General features: G+C 60.1%; 17 protein-coding genes. 10 read left to right on the top strand and 7 right to left on the bottom strand.

Annotation, left to right across the window (positions count from 1 at the left end; translation table 11 throughout):
- Positions 1-12: 12 nt before the first annotated feature.
- The 3 genes from CFBP6623_RS22855 to CFBP6623_RS22845 form a co-directional block, all read right to left on the bottom strand.
- Positions 13-1,035, bottom strand: a complete 1,023-nt coding sequence (locus CFBP6623_RS22855) for an ABC transporter substrate-binding protein (protein ID WP_046800919.1) — start codon at positions 1,033-1,035, stop codon at positions 13-15.
- Positions 1,032-2,093, bottom strand: coding sequence for a LacI family DNA-binding transcriptional regulator (locus CFBP6623_RS22850; RefSeq protein WP_046800920.1), 1,062 nt, complete (start codon positions 2,091-2,093; stop codon positions 1,032-1,034). Before CFBP6623_RS22850 ends, CFBP6623_RS22855 begins: the two co-directional genes overlap by 4 nt.
- A gap of 127 nt (positions 2,094-2,220) precedes the next feature.
- On the bottom strand, positions 2,221-3,147 hold the full coding sequence (locus CFBP6623_RS22845; RefSeq protein WP_046800921.1) for a LysR family transcriptional regulator: 927 nt from the start codon (positions 3,145-3,147) through the stop codon (positions 2,221-2,223).
- 97 nt (positions 3,148-3,244) lie between these two features.
- Here CFBP6623_RS22845 and CFBP6623_RS22840 point away from each other — a divergent pair, with 97 nt between their 5' ends.
- Positions 3,245-4,432 (top strand): acyl-CoA dehydrogenase, encoded by a 1,188-nt coding sequence (locus tag CFBP6623_RS22840; protein WP_046800922.1) that lies wholly within the window; start codon positions 3,245-3,247, stop codon positions 4,430-4,432.
- An 86-nt stretch (positions 4,433-4,518) separates the two neighbouring features.
- Here the strand turns inward: CFBP6623_RS22840 and CFBP6623_RS22835 are convergent, their stop codons facing one another.
- Entirely contained in the window at positions 4,519-6,585 is a 2,067-nt protein-coding gene (locus CFBP6623_RS22835) for a TonB-dependent receptor (protein WP_080842935.1), read from the bottom strand.
- A 313-nt stretch (positions 6,586-6,898) separates the two neighbouring features.
- Here CFBP6623_RS22835 and CFBP6623_RS22830 point away from each other — a divergent pair, with 313 nt between their 5' ends.
- Complete coding sequence (locus CFBP6623_RS22830; RefSeq protein WP_080843255.1) at positions 6,899-7,675, top strand: IclR family transcriptional regulator; 777 nt, start codon at positions 6,899-6,901, stop codon at positions 7,673-7,675.
- A 3-nt stretch (positions 7,676-7,678) separates the two neighbouring features.
- Here the strand turns inward: CFBP6623_RS22830 and CFBP6623_RS22825 are convergent, their stop codons facing one another.
- Positions 7,679-8,980: an NtaA/DmoA family FMN-dependent monooxygenase gene (locus CFBP6623_RS22825; RefSeq protein ID WP_046800924.1), complete on the bottom strand. Its 1,302-nt coding sequence runs from the start codon at positions 8,978-8,980 to the stop codon at positions 7,679-7,681.
- A gap of 214 nt (positions 8,981-9,194) precedes the next feature.
- Between CFBP6623_RS22825 and CFBP6623_RS22820 the strand changes: the two genes are divergently transcribed.
- From CFBP6623_RS22820 to CFBP6623_RS22790, 8 genes are all read left to right on the top strand, one after another.
- Positions 9,195-9,995 carry an ABC transporter ATP-binding protein gene (locus tag CFBP6623_RS22820; protein ID WP_046800925.1) on the top strand — a complete coding sequence of 267 codons (801 nt, stop codon included), beginning with the start codon at positions 9,195-9,197 and terminating at the stop codon, positions 9,993-9,995.
- Entirely contained in the window at positions 9,992-11,005 is a 1,014-nt protein-coding gene (locus tag CFBP6623_RS22815) for a FecCD family ABC transporter permease (RefSeq protein WP_046800926.1), read from the top strand. The genes CFBP6623_RS22820 and CFBP6623_RS22815 overlap by 4 nt, the downstream gene beginning before the upstream one ends.
- The gene (locus CFBP6623_RS22810; RefSeq protein ID WP_046800927.1) at positions 11,002-12,066 is read left to right on the top strand and encodes a FecCD family ABC transporter permease; all 1,065 of its coding nucleotides are present in this window, start codon (positions 11,002-11,004) and stop codon (positions 12,064-12,066) included. The genes CFBP6623_RS22815 and CFBP6623_RS22810 overlap by 4 nt, the downstream gene beginning before the upstream one ends.
- A gap of 23 nt (positions 12,067-12,089) precedes the next feature.
- Complete coding sequence (locus CFBP6623_RS22805) at positions 12,090-13,043, top strand: ABC transporter substrate-binding protein (RefSeq protein ID WP_046801104.1); 954 nt, start codon at positions 12,090-12,092, stop codon at positions 13,041-13,043.
- 235 nt (positions 13,044-13,278) lie between these two features.
- On the top strand, positions 13,279-13,653 hold the full coding sequence (locus tag CFBP6623_RS27130; protein ID WP_232370463.1) for a siderophore-interacting protein: 375 nt from the start codon (positions 13,279-13,281) through the stop codon (positions 13,651-13,653).
- A 15-nt stretch (positions 13,654-13,668) separates the two neighbouring features.
- Positions 13,669-14,118, top strand: a complete 450-nt coding sequence (locus CFBP6623_RS27125) for a siderophore-interacting protein (protein WP_232370462.1) — start codon at positions 13,669-13,671, stop codon at positions 14,116-14,118.
- Positions 14,111-14,389: a phosphopantetheine-binding protein gene (locus CFBP6623_RS22795; protein ID WP_046800929.1), complete on the top strand. Its 279-nt coding sequence runs from the start codon at positions 14,111-14,113 to the stop codon at positions 14,387-14,389. Before CFBP6623_RS27125 ends, CFBP6623_RS22795 begins: the two co-directional genes overlap by 8 nt.
- Positions 14,390-14,464: 75 nt before the next feature.
- Positions 14,465-17,290, top strand: a complete 2,826-nt coding sequence (locus tag CFBP6623_RS22790; protein WP_046801105.1) for a condensation domain-containing protein — start codon at positions 14,465-14,467, stop codon at positions 17,288-17,290.
- Between the two features lie 201 nt (positions 17,291-17,491).
- On the opposite strand, the gene CFBP6623_RS22785 is transcribed toward CFBP6623_RS22790, so the two are convergent.
- On the bottom strand, positions 17,492-18,838 hold the full coding sequence (locus CFBP6623_RS22785; RefSeq protein WP_046800930.1) for a condensation domain-containing protein: 1,347 nt from the start codon (positions 18,836-18,838) through the stop codon (positions 17,492-17,494).
- A gap of 53 nt (positions 18,839-18,891) precedes the next feature.
- The gene (locus tag CFBP6623_RS22780) at positions 18,892-23,340 is read right to left on the bottom strand and encodes an amino acid adenylation domain-containing protein (protein ID WP_080842934.1); all 4,449 of its coding nucleotides are present in this window, start codon (positions 23,338-23,340) and stop codon (positions 18,892-18,894) included.
- Positions 23,341-23,406 lie beyond the last annotated feature (66 nt).

Genomic DNA, 23,406 nt, shown 5'->3' with positions numbered 1-23,406 from the left:
AATTGTCTCGGCTTATTGCCCGACCTTGGAGTTCCACTCCGACAACCACTTGTCGCGGTTATCGAGCGTCACGTCAGACGGAATAAGCTGCAGGCTGCGTGCGGTTTCATCACCATAGGTGATATTGTTCGCCACCTCGTCGGAAACCTTGACCTGTTTGTTCGTCGGGCTGTCCACCAGCTTTTCGGCCAACGCCTTCTGAACGTCGGTCGAGAGCCAGAAATCCATGAATTGCAGCGCCAGTTCCTGGTTCTTCGTGCCCTTCGGCACCACGAGCACGTTCATGCCGCCGGTCTGGCCTTCCTTGGGCGTGGCCCAGGCAAGCGGCAGGTCGAGCTTGGTAAAGGGCGCCCAGGAGAAGCGGCCAATCGGCGCTGCCCAGATTTCTTCCTGCTGCATCAGCTGCACCAGCTGCGAGGACTTGACGTAGAACGTAACGATATCGTCCTTCTTTTCGCCCACGGCCTCGATGGCGCCGGAAAGATCAGGCGTGTCCTTGCCGATGGCCTTGCCCAGCATATAGAGCGCCGGCGGGCCCTGATTGGTGGTGACGTTCGGGAAGGCGACGTGATCGACAATGCCGTCCTTCAGGAGATCGGCCCAGCTATCGATTTTCATCTTGTCGGTACGATAGACGATGGAGGTGGCGTAGAAATTGACGCCGACGCTCATGCCGTCGCCATTCGGGTCCTTGGCGATATCATAGAGGTTTTCGATATTCGGAACCTTGGACGCGTCGATCTTCTGGATCAGGTCCTTACGGGTGGCGGAAAGTGCATCCGCCATGGAAACGATGGCGAGATCGACCACCGGATTGGCCTTGTTGGCCTCCATCTTGGCCAGACGCTCAACGCTGTTACCGGTCTCGACGACCAGCTTGCAGCCGCATTTCTGCTCAAACGGCGTATAGACCAGTTCCTTGAATTCGTCCTGCGCGAAGGCGTAGACCGAAATCGTCAGCGTCTTGTCCTGCGCCTCAGCGGCTCCCATCGTCAGCATCAAGGCCGCGCCCGATGCAAGAATGATCTTTTTCATGGTGTGAGTTCTCCTGCTGTGATTTTTTTGGCTTCAATCGCATCATGCTTTGCTTTGCCGGTGGAGCCGCGCATGATCAGCGCCATCGGTACTTTCGAGATTTCTGCCGTAACATCGACGGCGATGCCGCCTTCGCTGACATCGTCAATCGCACGCAGCAGCGCTCCAACCGCGAGATCGGCGATGCGGCCCATATCCATGCGCATCGTCGTCAGCGGCGGCGTGACCACGGCCGAGAAAATCAGATCGTCGAAGCCTGTGACACTGGCCTCTTCCGGCACTTCGATGCCCTCGCGCTGCAATTCGGTCAGCACCCGCAGCGCATGCAGATCGGAAACGGCGGCAAAAGCGGTGAAACCATCCGCGACCCTGTCGGCAAGGCCAAGCCGGCAGCCCGCACCGCCGGCCTTTTCGATGGCGTCTATCCACAGCGTCTGTGTGACGCAGGCCTTGCCAAGACCATCGCGAATGCCGCCGAGGCGGTCGTTCTGCACGTTGGAATCCCGGTTCTTGCCGACCAGCACCACCTTTTTGTGGCCAAGTGCCCCCAGATATTCGCCAACCTGCCGGCCGCCATCCCAGTGGTCGGCGGCAACAGTGTTTCCGGGGGTCGAGGGGCTGTCGATCACCGCAACAGGACAATCAACATCGGTAATGCGCGTGCCACGGCGGGGAACGATAACCATTCCATCCACGCCGCGCTCGATCAACCGGTTGATGGCATCCGTCTGCATGGCGATCTCACCACGCGAGTCGGCGATCAGCACACCGTAACCGGCAGTCACTGCGGCCTTTTCGATGGCCTGCGCAATCTGTGGAAAGAGAGGATTGGCAATATCGGGCAGAACCAGCCCCAGAACACCTGATCTGCCGGTGCGTAGCGCCCTGCCCGCCGAACTCGGCACATAACCAAGCTCGCTTGCCGTCTTGCGAATGCGCTCCGCCAGATCAGGCGAAACCCGGCCCTTGCCCGACAGCGCATTGGACACGGTTGCCACCGACACGCCGAGTGCCGTTGCTATCGCGCTCAGATTGGTGGCAGGCCGTGAAGACGCCATGGTGGACCGAAAGGGCTGATTAAACGTTTAATCACGATAATCGAGCGAAACCGCCCTGTCGAGTCCAATGGACGGCAAAATCGGCGAAAAGCTGGGCATAAGACATAAATGCCCGAAAAAAGTGCGGTTATTTTTGCAGTGGCGAACCGTTCGCCGCATGATAGGCCTCCACCTGTCGCACCAGCCAGTCGCGAAACAGGACGACGGGAACATGATTGGCGCGAGAGAGCGGCGCCACCGCATAATAGGAGCTTGGGCTTTTTGCCTGATGATCGAACGCCTTCAGCAACTGCCGCGATTTCAGCTCGTTGTCGATCAGGAAAAGCGGCATCAGCGCCACGCCAAGCCCAGCGATGCAGGCCTGCGCCACGCTGGAGAATTGCTCGAACCGCATGCCCTGCGGCAGGGCGAGTGAAAGGCCGAGGCTTTCGAACCAGTGGCCCCATGCCCCTGGCCGCGAGGCCATGTGCAGCAACGGCAGGGTGGCGAGATCCCCTGCCTTTTCGACCGGATGCGTATTGAGAAACTCAGGGCTGCATACCGGAGCGACCATTTCATGCATCAGAAAGGTGCTTTCCGCCCCCGGCCAATCCGCCTGACCGATATGGATTGCCATATCCAGCTGTTCACGCTCGAAATCGAACTGGCCGATGCGGGTGGCGAAATTGATGGTGATTTCCGGATGACTGGAGACGAAATCGGGAATACGCGGCAGAAGCCAGCGGGTGCCGAAGGTGGGCAGCATCGCGAGGTTCAGCGTATTGCCATGCGTTTTGGTCATGAGCTGCAGGGAGGCGGAGCGTATCTCGCCAAGGGCCGAGGCAATCGATTTCGCGTAAGTTTTACCCTCCGCCGTCAGCGCCACACCGCGCGCACCGCGCTCGAACAGGCGCACGCCAAGCTGTTCTTCCAGTGACATAACCTGCCGGCTGATCGCCCCTTGCGTCAGGGCCAACTCATCGGCTGCGGCGGAAAAGCTGCCGAGCCGGGCGACGGAATCGAAGGCGGCAAGCGCACTGGTGGACGGCAGGAGTTTACGGCTGAGAGATGTCATGAGCCTATTACTAAAGGTAATGCGAAAATGAGTAAACATGGCTTGTGCCAGCAGGGCCGATTACCAATAATCCGGCCAGCAAATCCGGAGGCATAAAGTGAGCGAACGCGCAGCATTTAATTGGCAGGACCCTTTTCTGCTCGAAGACCAACTGACCGACGACGAGCGGATGATCCGCGACGCCGCCGCCGCCTTCGGCAAATCGGAACTTCTGCCGCGTGTCTCCGAGGCCTATCTTTCCGAAACCACCGAACCGGAACTGTTCCGCCTGATGGGCCGCACCGGCCTGCTCGGCGTTACCCTGCCGGAAGAATATGGCGCGGCCAATGCCAGCTATGTGGCTTATGGCCTCGTCGCCCGCGAGGTGGAACGGATTGACAGTGGTTACCGCTCGATGATGAGCGTGCAATCCTCGCTCGTCATTCACCCGATCTTCGCTTATGGCTCGGACGAACAGAAGAAGAAATACCTGCCCGGCCTCGTCTCCGGCGAGCTGATCGGCTGTTTCGGCCTGACCGAGCCGGATGCCGGCTCCGATCCGGGCGGCATGAAGACCCGCGCAGAAAAGATCGCCGGCGGCTATCGCCTGCGCGGTTCGAAAATGTGGATTTCCAACGCGCCGATTGCCGATGTTTTCGTCGTCTGGGCAAAATCGGAAGCCCATGACAATCAGATTCGCGGCTTCGTGCTGGAAAAGGGCATGAAAGGCCTCTCCGCACCCAAGATCGGCGGCAAACTCTCGCTGCGCGCCTCGATCACCGGCGAGATCGTCATGGATGGCGTGGAGGTCGGCGAAGACGCATTGCTGCCGAATGTTTCCGGTCTCAAGGGCCCGTTCGGCTGCCTCAATCGCGCCCGCTACGGCATTTCCTGGGGCGTGCTCGGCGCCGCCGAAGATTGCTGGTTCCGTGCCCTTCAATATGGTCTCGACCGCAAGCAGTTCGGCAAGCCGCTGGCCGGCATGCAGCTTTACCAGAAGAAGCTCGCCGACATGCAGACCGAAATCGCGCTCGGCCTACAGGCATCGCTGCGCGTCGGCCGGCTGATGGACGAGCACAGGATGGCACCGGAAATGATCTCCATCGTCAAGCGCAACAATTGCGGCAAGGCGCTGGATATTGCCCGCCAGGCCCGCGACATGCATGGCGGCAACGGCATCCAGATCGAATATCACGTCATGCGCCACGCCCAGAACCTTGAGACGGTCAATACCTATGAGGGCACGCATGACGTTCACGCGCTGATCCTCGGCCGGGCGCAGACTGGCATTCAGGCGTTTTTCTGAGGCTTTGTCCCATCATTCCCAATAAGAAAAAGGCCTTCGAAGCTATCTTCGAAGGCCTTTCTTGTCTTTCTAGTTCGCGCGGTGGCTCAGAAGGTGCCGCGAACGCCGATGCCGAACATGCGCGGTTCGGTCATGCTGGCCTCAATGCCGCCAATGCCGCGATTTTCCTTCATCAGCGTCGGTGCGCGTTCGTCGAAGACGTTCTTGACGTAAGCGTAGAACTCAAGCTCCTCCTGGAACTTGTAGCTCGCCCGCACATCCGCGATCGTATAAGGCTCGATCGCATAAACGGCCTTGTTATCCGTGTCGGAATAATAACCGTCGAGATGGCGCACCTGCCCCGAGACGGTGAACTTGTCCGTCACATCCCAGCTGGCGCCGATGGTGAAGCTGTAACCGGGTGACTTGGCGAATTCCTTGCCGAGATAGGCGGAATTGCTGGAAATCTCGTCAATTTCCGTCTTCAGCAAACCGGCGCTGGCCTTGAGCGTCAGATTGTCGAGAACCTGATAATCGGCGCCGATTTCCAGGCCGTAAGCATGCGCCTCTTCGGCATTGACAGTGTAGGATTCACTGATGCCCGTGGACACGACGATCGGCACGTTGAACTGCGCATCCTTCATGTCCATGTAGAACAGGTTGCCGTTGATCGTCAGCGTGTCATCCAGCAGGCTGGCGCGGGTGAAAAGCTCATAATTCCAGATGGTTTCCTTGTCGAAGGTCCGCCATTTGCTGGTCGTCAGGTCAAATGCGACACCGCCGGGATTGTAACCGCGGCTGATCAAACCACCCACCGTCCAGTCGTCATTCACGGCATAAGCGAGCGAGGCCTTCGGCAGAATTTCAGAGAAAGTTTCGTCATAATTGACCGAACTTCTGCTTGTGGCGCTCAGCGTTCTGTAACCGTTGCGCTGAATCTGGTCCTGCTGGTAGCGCAGCCCGCCGGTCAGGGTCCATTGATCCGTCAGGCGATAGCTCAGTTCACTGAAAAGACCGAGATTGTCCTTGGTGTCGTTGAAGCGCGATGTTCCGCGCAGATAAAGCACTTCATCGGCTTTCGTATGCGCGTAGAAGATACCCGCCACCCCACTCAGCACATCCTCCTGATCACCGAAGGTCACACGGGTTTCGTGGGAGGTGTTCTTGAGGTCGATATCGGCATCGCCGGTATTGGCAATGCCGACCCTGCGCTTGGCGATGGACGAGGAAAACTGCGTCTGGTTGAACAGTTTCAAACCATTTTCGAAATCGTAGTTGATGTCGAGAATGCCGGTATTGGTATATTGGCTGAAGCTCGGCATCGTGTTGGTGATGTGGTTCAGGTCCTCGAAGGGACGCGACGCCGCTTCCTGGCTTGGACGGTTGGAGGCGTTATAGGAATAGGTGAGCTTGGTCGAAAGGCCGGGGATTTCCGAGGGTTCCCACAGAAGCTTGAAACGACCGTTGAACTCCTTGAAGTTCTGGTCCGTGCCGTCATGGGCAAAAGCGGAATTGATGTAGTCGATGAAGGTATCACGACCGGAATAATCGATCGCCATACGCGCCGCCAGTTCGTCTTCGATCAGCGGGCCGGAAAAGGCGAAGGAACCGCGCTTCTGGTGATAATTGCCGATCTCGGCCTGATAGCTCGCCTCCGGCGTAAACGTCGGGTCTTTGGTATTGACGAGGATAGCGCCGGCAATGGCGTTCGCACCCTGGGAGGTGGTCTGCGGACCGCGGAACACCTCGATGCTTTCGACATCCCAGATGGAACTCGCGCCATAGATGAACTCGTTATAACCGAGGTAATGGCCGTCGACATTGATCGTCGCGCGCGGCACCGTGCCGGTGAAGAAGGCGATGGAGCCGGTATTAGGTCCCTGCGTGTCCTGTCCGCGAATGATGGGCGCGCTGACATTGTCGGTATAAACGACGTTCGGAATATCCTTGATCGCTTCCGAAACGGTCGGATCGCCGGTCTTTTCCTTTTTGATTTTCTCGCTGGATATGACCGAAACGGACGACGCCGTGTTCTTCATATCGCGCGCCACTTTTTCACCGGTCACGACGATCGGTTTAAGAACTGTCGTCCCTGCTGTCTCAGCCTGCTGATCCTGACCCAGGACCGGCGTTACAAACAGCGTCGCCAGCGTCAGAACGCTGACCCCGTTCATCAAACGACCGTTAGAGCGAAACCCCATAACACACCCCTAAATAAACATGAGTATTAAAGTCATATTCAAGTAACGGATGCGTTATCTGTTTCGCAATAGAGAATACGTTCTGCATTGCGGACAATCGGGGTTCCGTAACGGGATGTGCCATATTTACAACAAAGTTTATCGACCACCCCTCTGGGCCACGATTGGCAAAGCGTCGCAACGGCCTGTTTTCCTGCCAGAAATCAATTCCGATTTTCTGGCCGATGCGTTAGGCATGTCCGGGCCATACAATTTGGGCCGTACAAGGGGAATAGGCTTGAAGGCCATGAATGACGATGCCGATGATCTGCCGGAAAACGAGGGCGAGAAGCGCTCAGCGCTCATTCAATCCGTATCGATCGCGGCGCGTTTCCTCGACCTTCTCGCAAAATCAGATACGGCACTCGCGCTTGGCGAACTGGCCAAACGCGCCGGCACCGGCCGTTCGACCGCGCACCGCTATATGCAGAGCCTGGTGCGGGAAGAACTGGTGACCCAGGACCCCGCAAGCGGTTGCTACGATCTCGGGCCGGCGGCACTGGGGATAGGCATAAGCGCGTTGAGACGAATCAATCCGGTCGAGACCGCCGGTCGCCAGATGAAAAATCTGGCTTCGCAGATCGGCGCCAGCTGCGGCGTGGCGATCTGGACCGATCGCGGCCCGACCGTAGTGCAATGGCACAGGAGCGCCAGCTTCTCCATCAGTACCGTAGCGCTCGGTGATGTTCTGCCGCTGGACAACAGCGCCTGCGGACTGGTTTTTCAGGCTTACCTGCCACCGGATAGAATTGCCGCCGTGCGCAAATTGCAGCCGGCCACCTTTCGCGGCTCACGCCCCGAGGCGAAGGTTCTCAACGCCATCCGCGAGGCAGGTGGTGCGGAACTCAACGAGCATCTGTTTTCGGCCCTGACGGGCAAGGCGGCCCCGGTTTTCGATGCCCAGCGCGAAATCTGTTGCGTCGTCACCACCGTATCCTTCCTGGCGACAGCCGAGGCCGAAGGGCATTTTTCGCGACTGCTCGAAGCAGCCACAAAGGCGACGAGCGAATCCGGCGGATCGTAAACCCTATTCGGCCAGATGGTCCGCAAATGTGTGGCCGGAATAGCCGGTGCGGAAAAGCCCGGCATCGCCAAGCTTGGGAAGCAGCTGCTCCAATACCAGCCGCATCGAAGCGACAGACCCGCCGGGCACCGCGACAAAACCGTCTATCGCACTGGCCTGCGCCCATTCCCGAATGGTTTCAAAAGCATCCTCGACGGTGCCGATGATTTGCCAGTGGCCAGACCCCATCACTTCCGGCCGTTGCAGCAGGTCTGCGACGCTCAGGGTCTCCCGTTCGATCAGCCGGCGTAAAAGGTTGGCATGGGTGCGGCTTCTCGGTGTTTCAGGCGGCAGCGGCAGATCCGAAGCGGTGACGATCCGCGTGAGCGGCCACTCCGAAAGATCAAGGCCCGTCATATCGCGAATGGAGGCAAAGGCGCGGGCGCGGTTGGCGCGCGCATGGGTCTCCGCAAAGAGTTCCAGCGCCTCCTTTCGGCTGCTCGCCAGATAGAGGCTGAGGCCCGGCATCAACTTCACCTCGTCCGCCCTGCGGCCATGCCCCTCGGCCCGGCGGCGCAAATCCGCCCTGAGTTCGATGGCCGCCTGCATATCCGGCGTCGAGGCAAAAACCGCATCCGCCACCGACGAGGCGAAATCACGGCCCTCGGGAGAAGCGCCCGCCTGCACCAGCGGAATGCGGCTGGCATGGGCCGGCAGGTTGAGCGGGCCTTTGACGCTGAAATGCGGCCCTTCATGAGCCACCGGCCGCACCAGCGAGGAATCGGCAAACCGCCCGCTTTCCCTGTCGAGCTTCAACGCCTCGTTCGGAAAACTTGCCCAGAGCTGCCGCACCACCTGCGTGAATTCGGCGGCGCGTTCATAGCGCTCCTGCGGCGACGGCATTTGCTTGAGGCCGAAATTTTCGTGGCCTTCAAGTGCAGTCACGATGTTCCACCCCGCCCGGCCGTTGCTCAGCCAGTTCAGCGACTGAATCTGGCGAGCAACCACATAGGGTGGCAAAAAGGTCGTCGAAACGGTGGATAACAGGCCGACGCGACTGGTCTCCCGGGCAATTGCGGCGAGAAGCATGGTCGGGTCCATGCTGGCAAATCCGCCGCCGGTCTCCAGCCCTTCGGTACGCAGAAAAAGCGTATCAGGCCGAAACACGAAATCCACATATGCGGCCTCGGCGCGCTGGGCAAGATCGACGAAATAATCGCTGGAAAACACCCCACCTATATCGCTGTCCGCGCGCCGCCACGCCTCGCCACTGAGCCAGGTTGGGGCCAGCGACATACCGACATGAAGCTTGGCTGCGACTGACATGATGCACCTCGATTGAAATAACGGGCAAGAAATCCGCGGGTTGAATCGGCAAATTTCGATTTGTGGAGAGTTTTACTATAGTTTAGTGTCGCTTCAAGATCAGAGCGTCGCGCTTGCCTGAACGGGACCCGTTTTTCGCAAGATCGATATTTAATTTCAAATGCTTATAACGGCTGTGCGGCGTCTCGACGCATGGCCGCACGAATAACAGGAGTTGTATCCGGTGCTTGATGCGACAGACCTTCACGCCAGCTACGGACACGTCCCCGTCTTGAAGGGACTGTCTGCCCGTTTCCAAGCCGGGCGGGTGACGGCGCTGGTCGGCCCGAATGGCTGCGGCAAGTCGACGCTGTTGAAAACCATCATGGGTTTCCTGCCTTTGTCATCAGGCAAAATAAGGCTTGGCGAGCGTTCGATCAGCGAAATCGGACGCCGGGAACTCGCCCGCCGTATCGCCTATCTGCCGCAGGAATGCCATTGCCCTGACTATATGACGCTTGGCGAGCTGATCGAGCTCGCCGGTTATGCGCGATACGGTCTTGCAGGCGGCCCGACTGAACGCGACCGGGCGCTTTTTGCCGAGGCGCTGAGGACCGTCGGGCTGGAAGACAAGGCGAAAGCACAGGTCAACACGCTGTCCGGCGGCCAGCGCCAGCGCGCCTTCATCGCCATGGTGCTGGCGCAGGATACCGACGTGATCCTGATGGACGAACCGGTCAACCATCTCGACATGAAGTATCAATATGCCGTTCTCGGCCTCGTGCGCGAATTGACCGACAGGCACGGCAAAACCGTTATCGTCGTGCTGCACGATCTCAACCTCGCCTCCACTTTCGCTGACGATGTCATCATGCTGAAAGCCGGACGGGTTCTGGCGTCAGGGCCCGTTGAAAAAACGGTCACCCCTGAAAATGTCGCCGAGGTCTTCGATCTCGAAGCCGATATCTTCTCCCGTCAGGGACGGCTCATCTGCCTGCCCCGGCTGGAACGGCAGGAACAGGCCATCCCGGCATGACCTCGAAAGTAATGCTGATTTTTGCCGCCGCGCTGCTCTTGGCCGCCATTCTCGCCGTCAATCTGCTCCTTATGACCGGCGATATGCCGCTTGCCGAGATCGCGACGACGCTCTGGCGCGGTGAGGCCGACACCTATGAACAGTCGGTGCTGCTCTATCAGCAGATCCCGCGCTTACTGATTGCGATTTATGTGGGCGCCACCACCGCCGTCAGCGGCTGCGTGCTACAGGGGCTTGTCCGCAATCCCCTCGCCTCGCCCTCCACTCTGGGCCTGAATGCCGGCGCGACGCTTTTTGTGGTTGCCGGCGCGCTGGTGTTCGATCTTTCTCCGGAGGTGCAGGGATTAGCGGCACTCGTCGGCGCCGGTCTCGGCTTTGGCGCCTGCTTCCTCGTCGCCCGTCTTGCCGGTCGGTCGAACGATCCGCGCGGCCTGTCGCTCATCCTCGCCGGTGCCCTGGTTTCGATGCTGCTGATCGGCGTGACCAATGCCCTGCTGTTATCAAACCCCACACGGCGCAGCGAATTTCTGAGCTGGGTGGGCGGCAATATCAACCACGTCTATGCCGCACGGCTCATCGATTTCTGGTGGATTGGAGCCATTGCGCTGGCGATATTGTTGTTGGTCGCCCGGCCGCTGACGCTCGTTCTGCTGGGCGCGGAAAAAGCCGCCTCCGCCGGTGTGAACGTGACAAGTATTTCCCGGGTCGCGCTTTTTGCCACCATGCTGGCATCGGGCTCGGCGGTGGCGATCTGTGGCCCGATTGGCTTCGTCGGCCTCATTGTGCCGCATATGATCCGACCGCTGGTGGGGGTGAATTTCACACTCGCTCTACCGGCTTCCGCTCTTGTCGGCGCAGGACTCTGCGTGCTGGCCGATCTTGGCGCACAGACCCTGTTTGCGCCTTATGTGGTCAATACCGGGCTGTTCATGGATCTGCTCGGAGGCCTCGTCTTCATCGTCATCGTCAAGCGCTTTTATCTTTCGCCTTCGCAGAGGGGGCTGTCATGAAACGGCATTTCGCCACCGACGGCAAAGCGGTACTCAGGCTGCCGAGCCGCCTGCAAATCGGCATCGGCAATCTGAAGGCCGGCCTCGCGCTGATTGGATTGGCGCTGGTGCTCGCCGCCATATCCGTTAGCCTCGGCAATACTGAAACCGGTTTATTCGACCTTTTGCACGGCCTTGCCGGCGGGCATCTGGGCGACGATCAGGCCTATGCACTGTGGACGGTGCGGCTGCCGCGCATTCTGCTCGGCTTCATGGCCGGCTGGAGTGTGGCATTGGCCGGCGCCATGCTACAATCCGTTGCCCGCAATCCTCTCGCCGATCCAGGCCTGTTCGGTCTGAGCCAGGGGTCGATGACCACCATCATGCTGCTTCTGGTGCTGGTGCCGGCCGCGCCAAAAACCATGGTAGCGCTTGCGGCCGTCGGCGGCGGTCTGGCAGTGGCCTTCCTCCTGATCGCCCTCGTTGGACGTGAACGCTCCAGCGGACTTGCCATTCTGCTGATGGGGATAGCGATAGAATCCGCCCTTTCATCCGTCTCCTCCGTGCTTTTGCTCTACACGCCGGCGGAAATTTCACTTTCACTGGCCGACTGGATGGCGGGTTCGCTGTTTCAGGCAAGCTGGTCCACCAATCTCGTTTTTGCGCCCCTCTTTGCCGCAAGTCTCGCCGGCATCTTTCTGCTCGGTCGGGCACTTGCGGTCTTCGATCTCGGCAACGAGATGGCCATGGCGCTTGGCGAAACCATCAGGCATTCGCGCCCGCTCGTCATCGTTTTCGCGGTCATCCTCAGTGCCTCATCCGTCACCGCGGTCGGCCCGCTCACCTTTCTCGGCGTCATAGCCCCGCATCTCGCCACTTTCGTTTCGCCCGCCGTCGGCCGCGCCAGGCTTTTTCTCTCCGGGCTCACCGGCGGCATATTGGTGGTAACCGCCGATACGCTGTCGCGCGGGTTGGTGGCTGATACGCCGATGCCGATCGGCCTTGCACTGACGCTGATCGGCGTGCCGCTTTTCATCCTCACGCTGCGCCTGCAGGCGCTGCGCAGAACCAACAGCCATTGAATGAACTGAATAAAGGGAATGCCATGCGAATTGCCATCCTACTCGCCGCCTTTCTGGCCGCTGGAACGAGCCTTGCGGCCGAGCGCAGCGTGACCGATGCCGCCGGCCGCACTGTCTCCGTTCCGGAAAAGCCGCAACGCATCGTCGTCATGCATGAGCCGCTCCTGGGCGTGCCGCTGATGGATCTCGGCGCCAATGTGGTTGGCGCCTATGGCCGCAATAGCGACGGCAAATTCGCCACCGCCGTCGATTTTATCGATACCGTCCTTGGTGAAGGCCGCACGAAACCCAAAGGTTTTGGCGCTGTCGGCCAGATTGATCTTGAAAAGCTGCGGGCGCTGCAACCGGATCTGATCGTGGCAACGGAAATGGATGGCGGCAAGGCCGAACAGCTTTCCACCGTCGCCCCCGTCTATCTGCAAAAGGTCAGCACCGGCCATGCCTATGGTTTCAGCGTGGAGGAGAACCTTGCCGGTCTCGTGGGACGGAGCGACGCTTTCGCCGAACGCCGGAAGACCTATGACACCAAACTTGCCGCCGTCAAAAAGACGCTGGGCGAAGATGTCAAAGGCAAGACCTATCTGGCGATCCTGCTGACCGATCAGATCAATGCGGTTGGCGACATGTCCGGCGCGGTGCAGGCACTGGAGGATCTGGGTTATGCCCGGTTAAAGATCGATAACGCCGCCTCTTCCGGCGGACTTGGCTCCACCCTCACCATGCCGCTGAGTGCCGAGGCTTTCGGCAAGCTCAATCCTGATCTGCTGGTGGTGATGAACAGCTATACGAGCCCTGCGCGGGGTGAGGCCGGAACGCGCGCGGCACTGGAAAAGATCATTCCCGGCTGGGAACGTTTCGTGAAACCGGCCCGCGAAGGCAGGATCGTGTTCCTCGATTCCACCAGGGTCACGACGCCTTCCATTCCCAGCGCCCTGCACACGCTGGACGCGGTGGAAGGCTGGGCGGCCCGCCCCTGATTTTCTCGAAAACGGCGAATACCGGCGCGTACTTCATGCGCCGGCTATAAACTTGAGTTTTTATGTAAAGTTATATTGCGACAGCCGGAAGCGCCTGTTATGGTTTGCACATCTTGACGCAACGATGCCGGATTATCGCGCCGGATAACACTTCCGATTAGCGATCATCCCGCACGCCGATCCGGGACAGCGAGACAGCCGAACCCGTCGGCAACATCCCACGAAAGACAACAGCATGAGCATAACCGACAGCATTGAAACCGCCGTTCCGGACCGTACTCCGAAACGTCATCGCCACGCCGTCAAGCTGCGCTGCCTCGATGTTGCGCGGGTGGAACAGCTCAGCCGGTCCATGGTGCGCATCGTCCTCACCGGACCGGAACTGGAGGGTTTTGCCAGCTTCGGTTTTGACGACCACGTCAAGATGTTCTTCCCGCTTCCCGGCCAAACCGAGCCGAACCTGCCGGTGATCGGCCCGAACGGCCTTGAATTCCCGGAAGGCGCGCCGCGCCCGCTAGCGCGCGATTATACGCCGCGCAGCTTCGATGCCGAAAAGGGCGAACTCGCCATCGATTTCGCCACCCATCATGACGGCCCCGCCAGCAACTGAGCAAAAGCCGCCAAAGTGGGCGACAGGGCGTGGATTGCCGGTCCACGCGGCTCTTTCACCGTTCCCTTCACCTATGACTGGCATCTGCTGATCGCCGACGATACCGGCCTTCCTGCGCTGGCCCGACGGCTTGAAGAAATGCCTGAAGGCACACGGGCCGTGGCGCTGATCGAGGTCGAGACGGATGCGGACCGCCTGGACATCGCCACCAAGGCTGACGCTTCGATCGTCTGGGTGACGCAAAACACCACAAGCGGAACCGATCACGACGCATTGACGGGCGCGCTGCGCAAGCTCGATCTGCCGAAGGGCGATTTCTTCAGCTGGGTTGCCTGCGAATCGAAGACCGCAAAGGAGATTCGCGCCCTCCTGATCGAAGAATTCGGCGCAAACCCCAAATGGACACGCGCCTCCGGTTACTGGCGGCGGGGCGCCAGCGGCGTGCACGATCATTTCGATGAATGAACCGGCAATCACGTCGAGTGTGATGCGGGAGGCGGGAACGATGCTGACGGACCTCAAGGCCCTTCTTGCCAGAGTTCTGGAGGATGAGGTGCGCGATATCGAACCGGGGGACAACCTGTTCGGTCATGGGCTTCATTCGCTTGCCCTCATGCGCCTCATCCCGCCGCTTTCGCAGCTTGCCGGAACGCGTCTCGACTATGACGACCTGGCCCGGCAGCCCACGCTTGCCGCCTGGCAGGCGTTGATCGAACGGGTGCGCGTGGAAGGCTGATCCCCGCCAACAGGATTTTTCGCGCCCGGCGCGATGTCCCTGAACATTTCCCAGAACATGTCCAAGGAGAGGACCATGGCCGCAGACAATACGCGTATGCTCGCACGTCGCATCGAAGAAAGCTTTGACAGAGGCGACGCAGCACCGCCGAGCCAATACGAAGAGCGGATCTGGTTTAAGCAGTTTCAGGATCCCGATCAGGTCTTCCGGCATCTTCTCGCCTACCGCATCGGCGAAGAATGCGACCTGTTGCGCCTGACCGCAGCGCTGAAGACGATTTGCGAGGCCTGGCCCGAGCTTCGCGCACGCTTTGCCTTCGGAGAGGAAGGCGCCCTTTCAAAAAATATCGAAACCCTGTCCGCATCCGATGTGCAATTGCTGCAGGTGCCATCATCAGCAGAAGCCCTCGCCCTTCTGCACGACCTTCAGGCACGGCCCTTCGATGCCGAAACCGACCCGTCCTTCCAGGCGGTGGTACTGTTGAATGAAGGGGAAATCCTGCTGGCCTTTCTGGTCCACGGCCTGCTTGGCGAAGTTCTCTCGCCAAAGATATTGCTGGATGGCATTTCCGCCGCCTATGCCGGTGAGACACCGAAGCCGCTTTCCGCTCGCAAGCTCGAAGATGGTGGCATCAATCCGCTTCCACTCGGCTGGCTGCAGCGCCCGGTCTCCGGCTCAGCCGTCGTGGCGTTGCGGCAAAACAGGCTGGAGAGGCCGGCAAGCCACAGCCACGGCGTCGATCTTCCCGCCACCCTGCTCGGCCTCAACGGCTCTACTGCGACGAATGCGCTTCTGGCGCGTGCCGGTGCGCGTTTCGCCCTGTTCCTTGCCGCGAGCGACGGTCCGGAAACCGTGATGCTCCGCCTGCACCCCGACGCCCCCACACCACCTTCAGCGGAGGCTGCATCACGGATATCGATCTCGCGTCACCAATCGCCAGAACAGGCTGAAAAAGCCGTACTGGCGGGACTGGAACAGCGAAACGACAATGATGACGAGCCCGCCACCTTCACACTTCATGCGCTGGCGGCACCCGTTCAGCCCGTATCGGAGCATGGCCTCCAGTTCGAACCCCTGCTCCTGCCCTCCCTGCAATCCGGTCTCGGCCTGACGCTTGCCGCCGGTCCGACAGCCGCCGGTGACATCCGTCTCGAACTGACCGGCGGTAAGGAAATGTCGCCGCATGCGACGGCCTTCCTGCTGGAGCGTTTCGTCAGCCATCTCGAAGGCGGCGCAGATTTTTCCGCCATCGTACCTCAAAATGCCTCCGCAACCCCGGAGCAGGCGGCTCGCCTATCCACCGGCCTTGGCGATGACGCCACCACCGCGACCATCCTCACCGAATTCCGCGAGGCGCTTGCCTCACCTGATATGGGGCCGGACGACGATTTCTTCGATTTTGGCGGTCATTCGCTGATCGCCACCCGCATCATCGGACGTCTGCTCAGCAATCACGGCATAGAGCTGCGTTTCAACGACCTTTTCAGCTATCCAACCGCAGCCGCGCTCGCTACACAGGCGACCCGCCTCGAAACTGCAGCGCCCGCACATGCGCAAGCAACGGAAACCGGCTCGTTGACCGCGCCGCTTTCTCTGGCGCAGATGTCGCTCTGGAAGGCCTATGCCGCCTTCGGTTTCGGCGACATATTCAATATCCCCTTCGCGCTCGATTTCCTTGGTCCCGTCGATGAAAACGCTTTCGAATGCGCCTTCCTCGACATCATCGAGCGCCATCCCGGCCTGCGCACCCATTTCTACGTCGAAAACGACACGGTTCTTCAGAAGATCGTGCCGATGCATGACCTGCCCGGTTACAAATGGTTCTGGACCAGTGAAGAAAGCGAAGGTGTGGACCGGCATGCGGAAGCCGGCTGGCGGTTCGATCTTGAGCGTGAACTGCCGATGCGGCTGCGTTTCCTGCGTGATGCGCAGACCGGCAGGCAGGTGCTGTCCTTCCTCTTCCATCACATCGTGCTGGACGAATGGTCAGTGAACCTGATGATGGACGAACTGACAGAAGCCTACCGGGCAAGAGCGGCGGGCAAGGCCCCGATCTTTGCAACCAAACCTGCACCCTTCCATGAATTCGCCAGAAAACAGGTGGCCTCAGGCGTCAATGCCGACCACCTTGCCTATTGGACCGATATGCTGCGGGATGCGCCGAAAGGCCTTACCCTCAACGGACAGGCTGGCACGCTGCACGAGGCACCGCAGGACGAAGCACCGGCGGGCGGCTGGGTCGAATTCAAGCTGGAAAAACACGTCAGCGACGGACTTTACGCCGTTGCCAAGCAGAACAGCGCCTCGCTGTTCAACGTGGTTTACGCCGCCATAGCCGCATCGCTGCGTCATCTTGGCGGATTGAGCGATCTCGTGGTCGGCACCTCGGCTTCGGGCCGCACCGATAGCGGTTATTTCGATACGATCGGTTATTTCACCACGGTCGTCGCCCATCGCATGCGTTTCGACGAGACCATGACCATTGGCGACCTGATTTCTTCGGTGAAGAACACCATCAACGGCTCGCTGGAACATAGCGAAATCCCGATCGATCTCGTCGAGGAGGCGCTTGGTATGACGCCGGGCCGCGACCATCTGTTCGAGGTCTTCATCCAGATCCACGCCAGGAACAAGCTGAACGGCACGCTTGCCGGACCGGAAGGCAAGCCGGTGGAGTTCCGCCAGATCGACCCCGACAAGCACGAATCCATGCTGGGGCTGCAATTCGAGGTGATGGAAGAAATGATCGGCGGCGAGCGCTCAATTCGCGTGCTGATGAGCTACCGTTCGGACCGCTACGGCCCTGAAGATGTCGAGCGGCTGCGCAACACCACCAGCGGCGTCTTCAGCCGCTTTGCCGAAGCCGGCGCTTCGAACAGGGTGTTGACGACGCTCGCCTGAGCTGGATTTGTGCGAGGAAAACCCGGCTTTGCGGCGCAGAGCCGGGTTCAGTTCGTAGACGAAGTCCTGAAAGCCCGTTTCCGTCATGCTCGGGCCTGTCCCGAGCATCTGCAACGCCTCGATTTTATTGGACGTGATTAGATCCTCGGCACAGGGCCGAGGATAACGTGGAGTATAGGGAAAGCGTTGTCGGCCTTCCCCTCAAACCGCCAGACGGACGCTCGAGGACGCCTCTTCCGCTGCAAGCGTCAGCGCCTCTCCCTGCAGCATGGCATCGAGGAACACTGGCAACTCCTCCCGGTAGCGGGCGAAATCCTCGGCCTCCGTCAGTGCAGAATCCGCATCGATATGCAGGTTCAGATCGCTGCCGTCATCCTCGCCGCGGAAGGTGAGATTGAAGCCGTCTCCCGGACCATTGGCGAGAATATGCCGCGAGACACCGAGCCCGGCAAAGACCGGCGCGCTGAAGGGCAACACATTGATGAGCGGCGAAAAGAAGAAGCGCCGGCCCTTCGATATTTCCCGGTCGGCGGCAATCTGCTCGATGCGGTAACGGCCATGCAGGCGTTGCCTGCGCAGATTGGCGGCGTTGCGTGCCAGAAATGCGCTCACGGTTTCCTGCGGTTCGATCGTGAGATGGAAGGGCAAAATATTGACGAGCATGGCCGGCATATGCGCACCGACGCTGCCCCAACGGCTCATGAAAGGCAACCACAAGGTCAGCACGTCACGGTCCGGACGGGGTAAAACCCGGTGCAGATAAAGGCCGGACAGCAGCACCAGAAGGTCAGGCCAGCCGATTTCCAGACGGCCGGCTATCTGCTGTAGCCTCGTGCTGAAACCCTGCGGCAAGGCCGCATCGGCATGCAGGCCGCCGCCGCCATAATCCTCGCAATCCTTGTCCAGCACGGGCAGATCGGCGGATGCGACGAGATAGGCCTCCCAGAAATCACGATCCTTCTCGAAACGGCGGCTCTGCCTGTAGGCATCTTCTTCGGCGAGGAAACTGGCGAAGGGGTGGAAATCCGGTCCCGCTTCGCCCTTGCCGCAATAATATCCGTAAAGCTGGCCGCAGCGCTGCTCCACCAGCGTCAGCCCATAGCCATCAACGACGATGTGATGGGCGCGAATATACCAGAGGTAACGATCATCGGAGATGCGGAAGAGAAGCTGCGCGGAAAGCCTGTCGGTTCTGAGGTCCAGCTTCGCCTCCACATCGACGTTCATGCGTCGCAGCGCCTCTTCAAAGGGCGCCGGATCGGTGCGGAGATCGACAAGCTCAACCACCGGGGCATGGCCGGCATCGCAGCATTGCTGCGGCGTCTCGCCATCCTCACCGATACGAAAACGGATCGACAGAACCTCGGATTCGCGCACCGTGCGGGCGATCGCCTGAAGGAGCGCGCTTTCATTCACCGCACCGGAAAGATCGATGTAATGGGCGACCGTGGAAACCGGCTCGTCGGGATGGAAGGAGAACTCCTCCCAGAAGTCGAGTTGCGGCTGGGTCAGCGGAAGCCAGCCGCCGGCAGGATCGATATGCGCCATCTGTTTTTCCTTGAACTATTCCTGTTGTCGGATGCTGCCCGAAATGCCTGGGTTCAGGCCGCTTCCGCAGCCAAAAGCGAAAGCACCTGCCTGGCATTGCGGCACCGCAGGAGCTGTTGTGGCGTCAGTTCCACACCGAAAACGGTGTGGATTTCCGCTGAAACGGTTTTCAGATGCGATGGCAGGAGGCCGAGTGCGAGCAGGTCGCTGCTCGCATCCACATTCCCCGGCTTTTTGCCCAGCACACCGAGATAGATATCCAGCACCCGGCGGTCGTCCTGATTGACGGCAGGGACGGCGACTTTCGCCGGTTCCGCGCCAACAGCGGCTCCCATCAGCAATTCGCGGGCGCGGCGGCGATCCGGCTTGCCATTGGCTGAAAGCGGTAGATCGTCAACCTTGAGAAACCGGCCGGGTACATGCGATTCCGGCAGATGGCTGCGGGCGAAATTGCGCAATTCAGTGGAGGGGAGTTCAAGGCCGGGTGCTGTAACATAGAGCACGCCGATGGCCGCCTCGCCTTTTTGTTCGACGCCGTAATCCACCACCAGCACCCGCTGGATGGCAGGATGACGGATGAGTTCGTTTTCCACATCCGGCAGCGAGACGCGCACGCCGCGCACCTTGACGTAACCATTGACCCGGCTCGCAAACATGATCTTGCCATCCGGCCGATAACGGCCGCGATCTCCGGTGCGGAAGGCACGTACCGGCTTGCCTTCCGGATCATCCACCGTGGCGAAATCCGTCTGGGTGATGGCCCCGTCCTCCAGATAACCGATCGCCACATTCACGCCCACCGTATGGATGCGGCCAACGACACCGGGAGGGCAATGCTGGCCCCGATCATTGAGGATAAAATAACGATTGGCCGGCAGGGGATGGCCATAGGGGATGGCCGAGACATCCTCCGCAACGATCTCGTGCCAGATGCTCCATATCGTCGTTTCGGTTGGGCCGCCGAGCGATATCAGCCGCAGATCGGGCTTCAGCCGGCGCAGTTCTTCGATGATCATGGGTTTGATGTAATCGCCGCCCTGCGCCACGAGCCGGAGCGAAGCAAGCTGGTCGCCACGGCGGCACGACAGAAGCATTTCGAGGATGGCCGGCACCGAGCACCAGAGCGTCACACCGTGTTCGGCCACCAGCTCGTTCCAGCGGACCGCATCCTTTTCCTCGCCCGGTTCCGGCAGGACCAGCGTCGCACCCGCAGCCAGCGCGCCGAAAACATCGAAGACCGACATGTCGTGGTGCAGCGGCGTGACCGAAATGAACACGTCTTTTTCCGTCACCGCCCATTCCGCAAGCGTGCTGCCAATGACATTGGCAGTGGCGCGGTTGGAAAGCACGACGCATTTCGGCTTGCCGGTGGTGCCTGACGTGTAGAGATAATAAGCCGGCTCTTCGCTGTGGGACAGCGCCGCCATCTCCGCCGTAGCAACGGGCGTTCCCACCGGTGCGGGCGTGGCGAACAGCACCGCGGGATCGACAGCTTCAAAGCCCTGCGGAACATTGCGGGCGACGATGATGGCCGGGCGGCAATTTGTCAGCAGATAGTGCAGACGGTCTTCCGGCGAGCCGGCATCAACAGGCACCCAGATGGCGCCTGTCAGTGCTGCGGCGAGTGTGATGGCCGTATGTTCAGGGCTGCGTGGCAGGCACACCGCCACGACATCTCCTCGGCCGATATTTCGGGCCTTGAGGCCTGCCATTGCCCCAGCCACCATCTCACCGAGTTCACCGTAAGAGATACGCCTTTTGCCGCTGACGAGCGCGGTGCGCGAAGGATCACTCTCGAAAAGATGCGCGGCGATCCGTTCCAGAAAAGACGGGCAGACGAAGCTCCGCTCGTCGCTATTCAGCCGATAATGGGACAGGTCGACAATATCTCGCGCATTGAAAGAGTAAGCGCCGTTGTCCGTGATCGCGGCAATCGTGCGCTCGATGGCGGCGAGAATATTCCCGACCATCGCGGCATCGATCGCCTCTTCGGCATAGTCGATATCGAGGACGAGATCACCCTGCGGATTTTGTGAAAAGCGGAAATCCAGTGCCACCTGCGGCGTCTGTGTGAGACCGTCCGTCCAGCGCATGGTCGATTCGGGCGACAGCGTCGGCCAGCTCAGGCCGTTGGTGATGACCACTGGCAAGGCGAGCCCGCCCGCATTGGCGTTGAGAAGCACACGATTGAGATCGATGCCGGAAAAAGCAAGGTGGTTCAGCCCTTCCAGCACATCCGTCTGCAGGCCTGCCGCCCGCTCGGCAAAATTGCCCTTGGCTCCATCCCATTTGACCGCGATGAAGCTTGAGCGATTGGCAAAAGCTCCTTCCACCTGCGGCGCAACGGGAATGCCGACAACAAGCGCGCCCTCGTTCAGCCAGAGCGACAGCACATCGAGGATCACCGCTGTCAGTGCCGAGTTCTTGAACAGCCGCTCCTTTGCGCCAATGCGTGAAAAGGCGGCGAAGCGCTGCTTTTCCACAGTCAGGCTTTGGCGGCTGTAGCGCGAAACGGAAATGGTTTCGAGCGCTGCCTTCCATGGCAGTTGCGAGGGCACCTCGGCATCTTTTAGCTTGTCAGCCCAATAGGCGGCGTCCTCGGCGCGAGCCGCCGCGATATCCGCGTGCGGCGTGGCTACAGCACCAGCGGTCTCCAAGGGCAGAACGCCGTCGAAAAGTTCCGCCGCCAGGCTGGCGATGGCCCGCCCGTCGAGGATGAGCGCATCAAAACGCAGGAAGGCCGCGACACGGTCAGCCGTTGCCTCACCCACCGGCAGGCGGAAGATCGTGACCTGCCAGGGAGAGGCGGCAAGATCGAAATGCGCATGGGAAAAATCACGGCGCACGGCGTTCATCCGCGCTTCCGCATCGGCAGGAGACAGGGCGGAAAGATCAACAATATCAAGGTTGATATTCGGCTCGTCGCTGACGACCTGCACCAGACGCCGCTCGTCGATGCGGGTGCGCAGGCTCTCATGTCGCTCCACCATTGCGGCGAGACGTGACTGAAGCAGGGCCGGGTTGATGCTGCCGCGATATTCGCGAAACTCCTGCATTGCCACGCCGCTGAGCGGCAGATGGGTGCCACGACCAAGAAGATAGGCCTGTTGCAGGGGCGAAAGCGGACGTTCCATCAGTTTTCCTTTTGTCTCGGCTGTGGCTCTCGGCACCTGTGCGCCGAATCGCTGCGCATTCGCGTAAACGAGATCGGGGCTGGCAGCCAGTTGGCGAAGAAAGGCAGTGTAGGTTTCGAACAGGGCGCGCAACCAGCGTTCCGGCAAGGCGTCCAGCCGCACATCCCAGTTGATCAGCAATCCGCCATCGAGCGCCGCGACCTGCGCATCCAGTGCGACCCCCGGCCCCTGCGAGACGGTGTGGACCATCTGACCGAATACCCGCCCAACCTTCTCCGAAAACAGCTCTCCTCCCGCCAGATCGACACCGGCGGTAAAGACGACTGGCGAGTTCTGCAAACTACCGCGCAGACGGGATAGGTCACGCATGACGCTGACGCCCGGATAGGATTGATGGGCAAGACGGTCGTTCATCCCGTTGAACAGCCGTCGGAGCAGCGCTTCGAGGCTTTCATCCGGCCTGATATCGATGCCGAGCACCAGCACATTGGAAAATTCGCCGACGATGCCATCGACCCCTTCCACCAGCGGCGTGCGCCAGAAAGCCGGGACGGAGAGCCTGAACTTTTGTGCCTGTGTCGCCTGCGACAGCGCCACGGCGAAAATACCGAGCAACAGGGCCGATGTCGTCACCGAGCAACGCCGCGCCGCCTGTTCCAGACTGCCTCGTTCGGCCGCTGAAAGCATGGTGGCAAAGCGATCCGTGTGAACGACACGCGTAGCGTCATTGGGAAAAAATGGCAGCGGCGGCGCATCAGGAATATCCGCAATATGTTGCCGCCACCACGACCGGTCCCTTTCACGCAGGGTCCTCTGGTGCGGATCGGAGGCAAGCTGCTTCGCCCAGTCGAAAAAGGATGGCGTCACCTCTCCCGATAGCGTGGCTTCGTCTTTTCCTTCACCCTCTTCGTAAAGCCGGGCAAGGTCCTCCATCACGATCCGGACGCTGGCCGGATCGATCGCCAGCATGTCGGTGTCCACATGCAGCCGGCTGCGTCCCTGCGGTAACAGGCTGAGCGAGATCGCGGCGGGTGAGTCATTGCGCAGATCGGTTTGTCGATGGCTCCAATCCCGCCGTTTTGCCTCGAGCCGGTGCACAAGCGCCTCCGAATCGAGCGCGGTCAGATCCTCTACATCAAGGCGGAGCGGCCTGCCGGCAGGATCGACGGATTGACGCCCTTCCGCATCGATCCTGAGGCTCAGCGTGGGGTGACGCCGGCAAAGCCTTTCGACCGCAACAGCCAGTCTTTCCACGTCAAACGCCCGCCCCTCGAACTCAAGATAAAGATGGGGCGTAACTTTTCCGAGTATCCCATCCGCCTCGCGTCCGACCCAATAGGCCACCTGCATCGGGGTTAAATTTAGCATGTGAGTTTGCACCGATTGACAAAACATGATTATCATAATCAAGTATATGCCATCGTCAACCACTCG

Source organism: Agrobacterium tumefaciens, assembly GCF_005221385.1.
Lineage (GTDB): Bacteria > Pseudomonadota > Alphaproteobacteria > Rhizobiales > Rhizobiaceae > Agrobacterium > Agrobacterium tomkonis.
This window is presented reverse-complemented; position numbering and strand designations above follow the sequence as displayed.

Coding starts and splice junctions, on each gene's coding strand:
- CFBP6623_RS22830 (WP_080843255.1), top strand. CDS start 6,899: ATGAATGACGATGCCGATGATCTGCCGGAAAACGAGGGCGAGAAGCGC.
- CFBP6623_RS22790 (WP_046801105.1), top strand. CDS start 14,465: ATGGCCGCAGACAATACGCGTATGCTCGCACGTCGCATCGAAGAAAGC.
- CFBP6623_RS22780 (WP_080842934.1), bottom strand. CDS start 23,340: ATGCTAAATTTAACCCCGATGCAGGTGGCCTATTGGGTCGGACGCGAG.
- CFBP6623_RS22850 (WP_046800920.1), bottom strand. CDS start 2,093: ATGGCGTCTTCACGGCCTGCCACCAATCTGAGCGCGATAGCAACGGCA.
- CFBP6623_RS22785 (WP_046800930.1), bottom strand. CDS start 18,838: ATGGCGCATATCGATCCTGCCGGCGGCTGGCTTCCGCTGACCCAGCCG.
- CFBP6623_RS27130 (WP_232370463.1), top strand. CDS start 13,279: ATGAGCATAACCGACAGCATTGAAACCGCCGTTCCGGACCGTACTCCG.
- CFBP6623_RS22835 (WP_080842935.1), bottom strand. CDS start 6,585: ATGAACGGGGTCAGCGTTCTGACGCTGGCGACGCTGTTTGTAACGCCG.
- CFBP6623_RS22855 (WP_046800919.1), bottom strand. CDS start 1,035: ATGAAAAAGATCATTCTTGCATCGGGCGCGGCCTTGATGCTGACGATG.
- CFBP6623_RS22845 (WP_046800921.1), bottom strand. CDS start 3,147: ATGACATCTCTCAGCCGTAAACTCCTGCCGTCCACCAGTGCGCTTGCC.
- CFBP6623_RS22825 (WP_046800924.1), bottom strand. CDS start 8,980: ATGTCAGTCGCAGCCAAGCTTCATGTCGGTATGTCGCTGGCCCCAACC.
- CFBP6623_RS22815 (WP_046800926.1), top strand. CDS start 9,992: ATGACCTCGAAAGTAATGCTGATTTTTGCCGCCGCGCTGCTCTTGGCC.
- CFBP6623_RS22795 (WP_046800929.1), top strand. CDS start 14,111: ATGAATGAACCGGCAATCACGTCGAGTGTGATGCGGGAGGCGGGAACG.
- CFBP6623_RS22810 (WP_046800927.1), top strand. CDS start 11,002: ATGAAACGGCATTTCGCCACCGACGGCAAAGCGGTACTCAGGCTGCCG.
- CFBP6623_RS22805 (WP_046801104.1), top strand. CDS start 12,090: ATGCGAATTGCCATCCTACTCGCCGCCTTTCTGGCCGCTGGAACGAGC.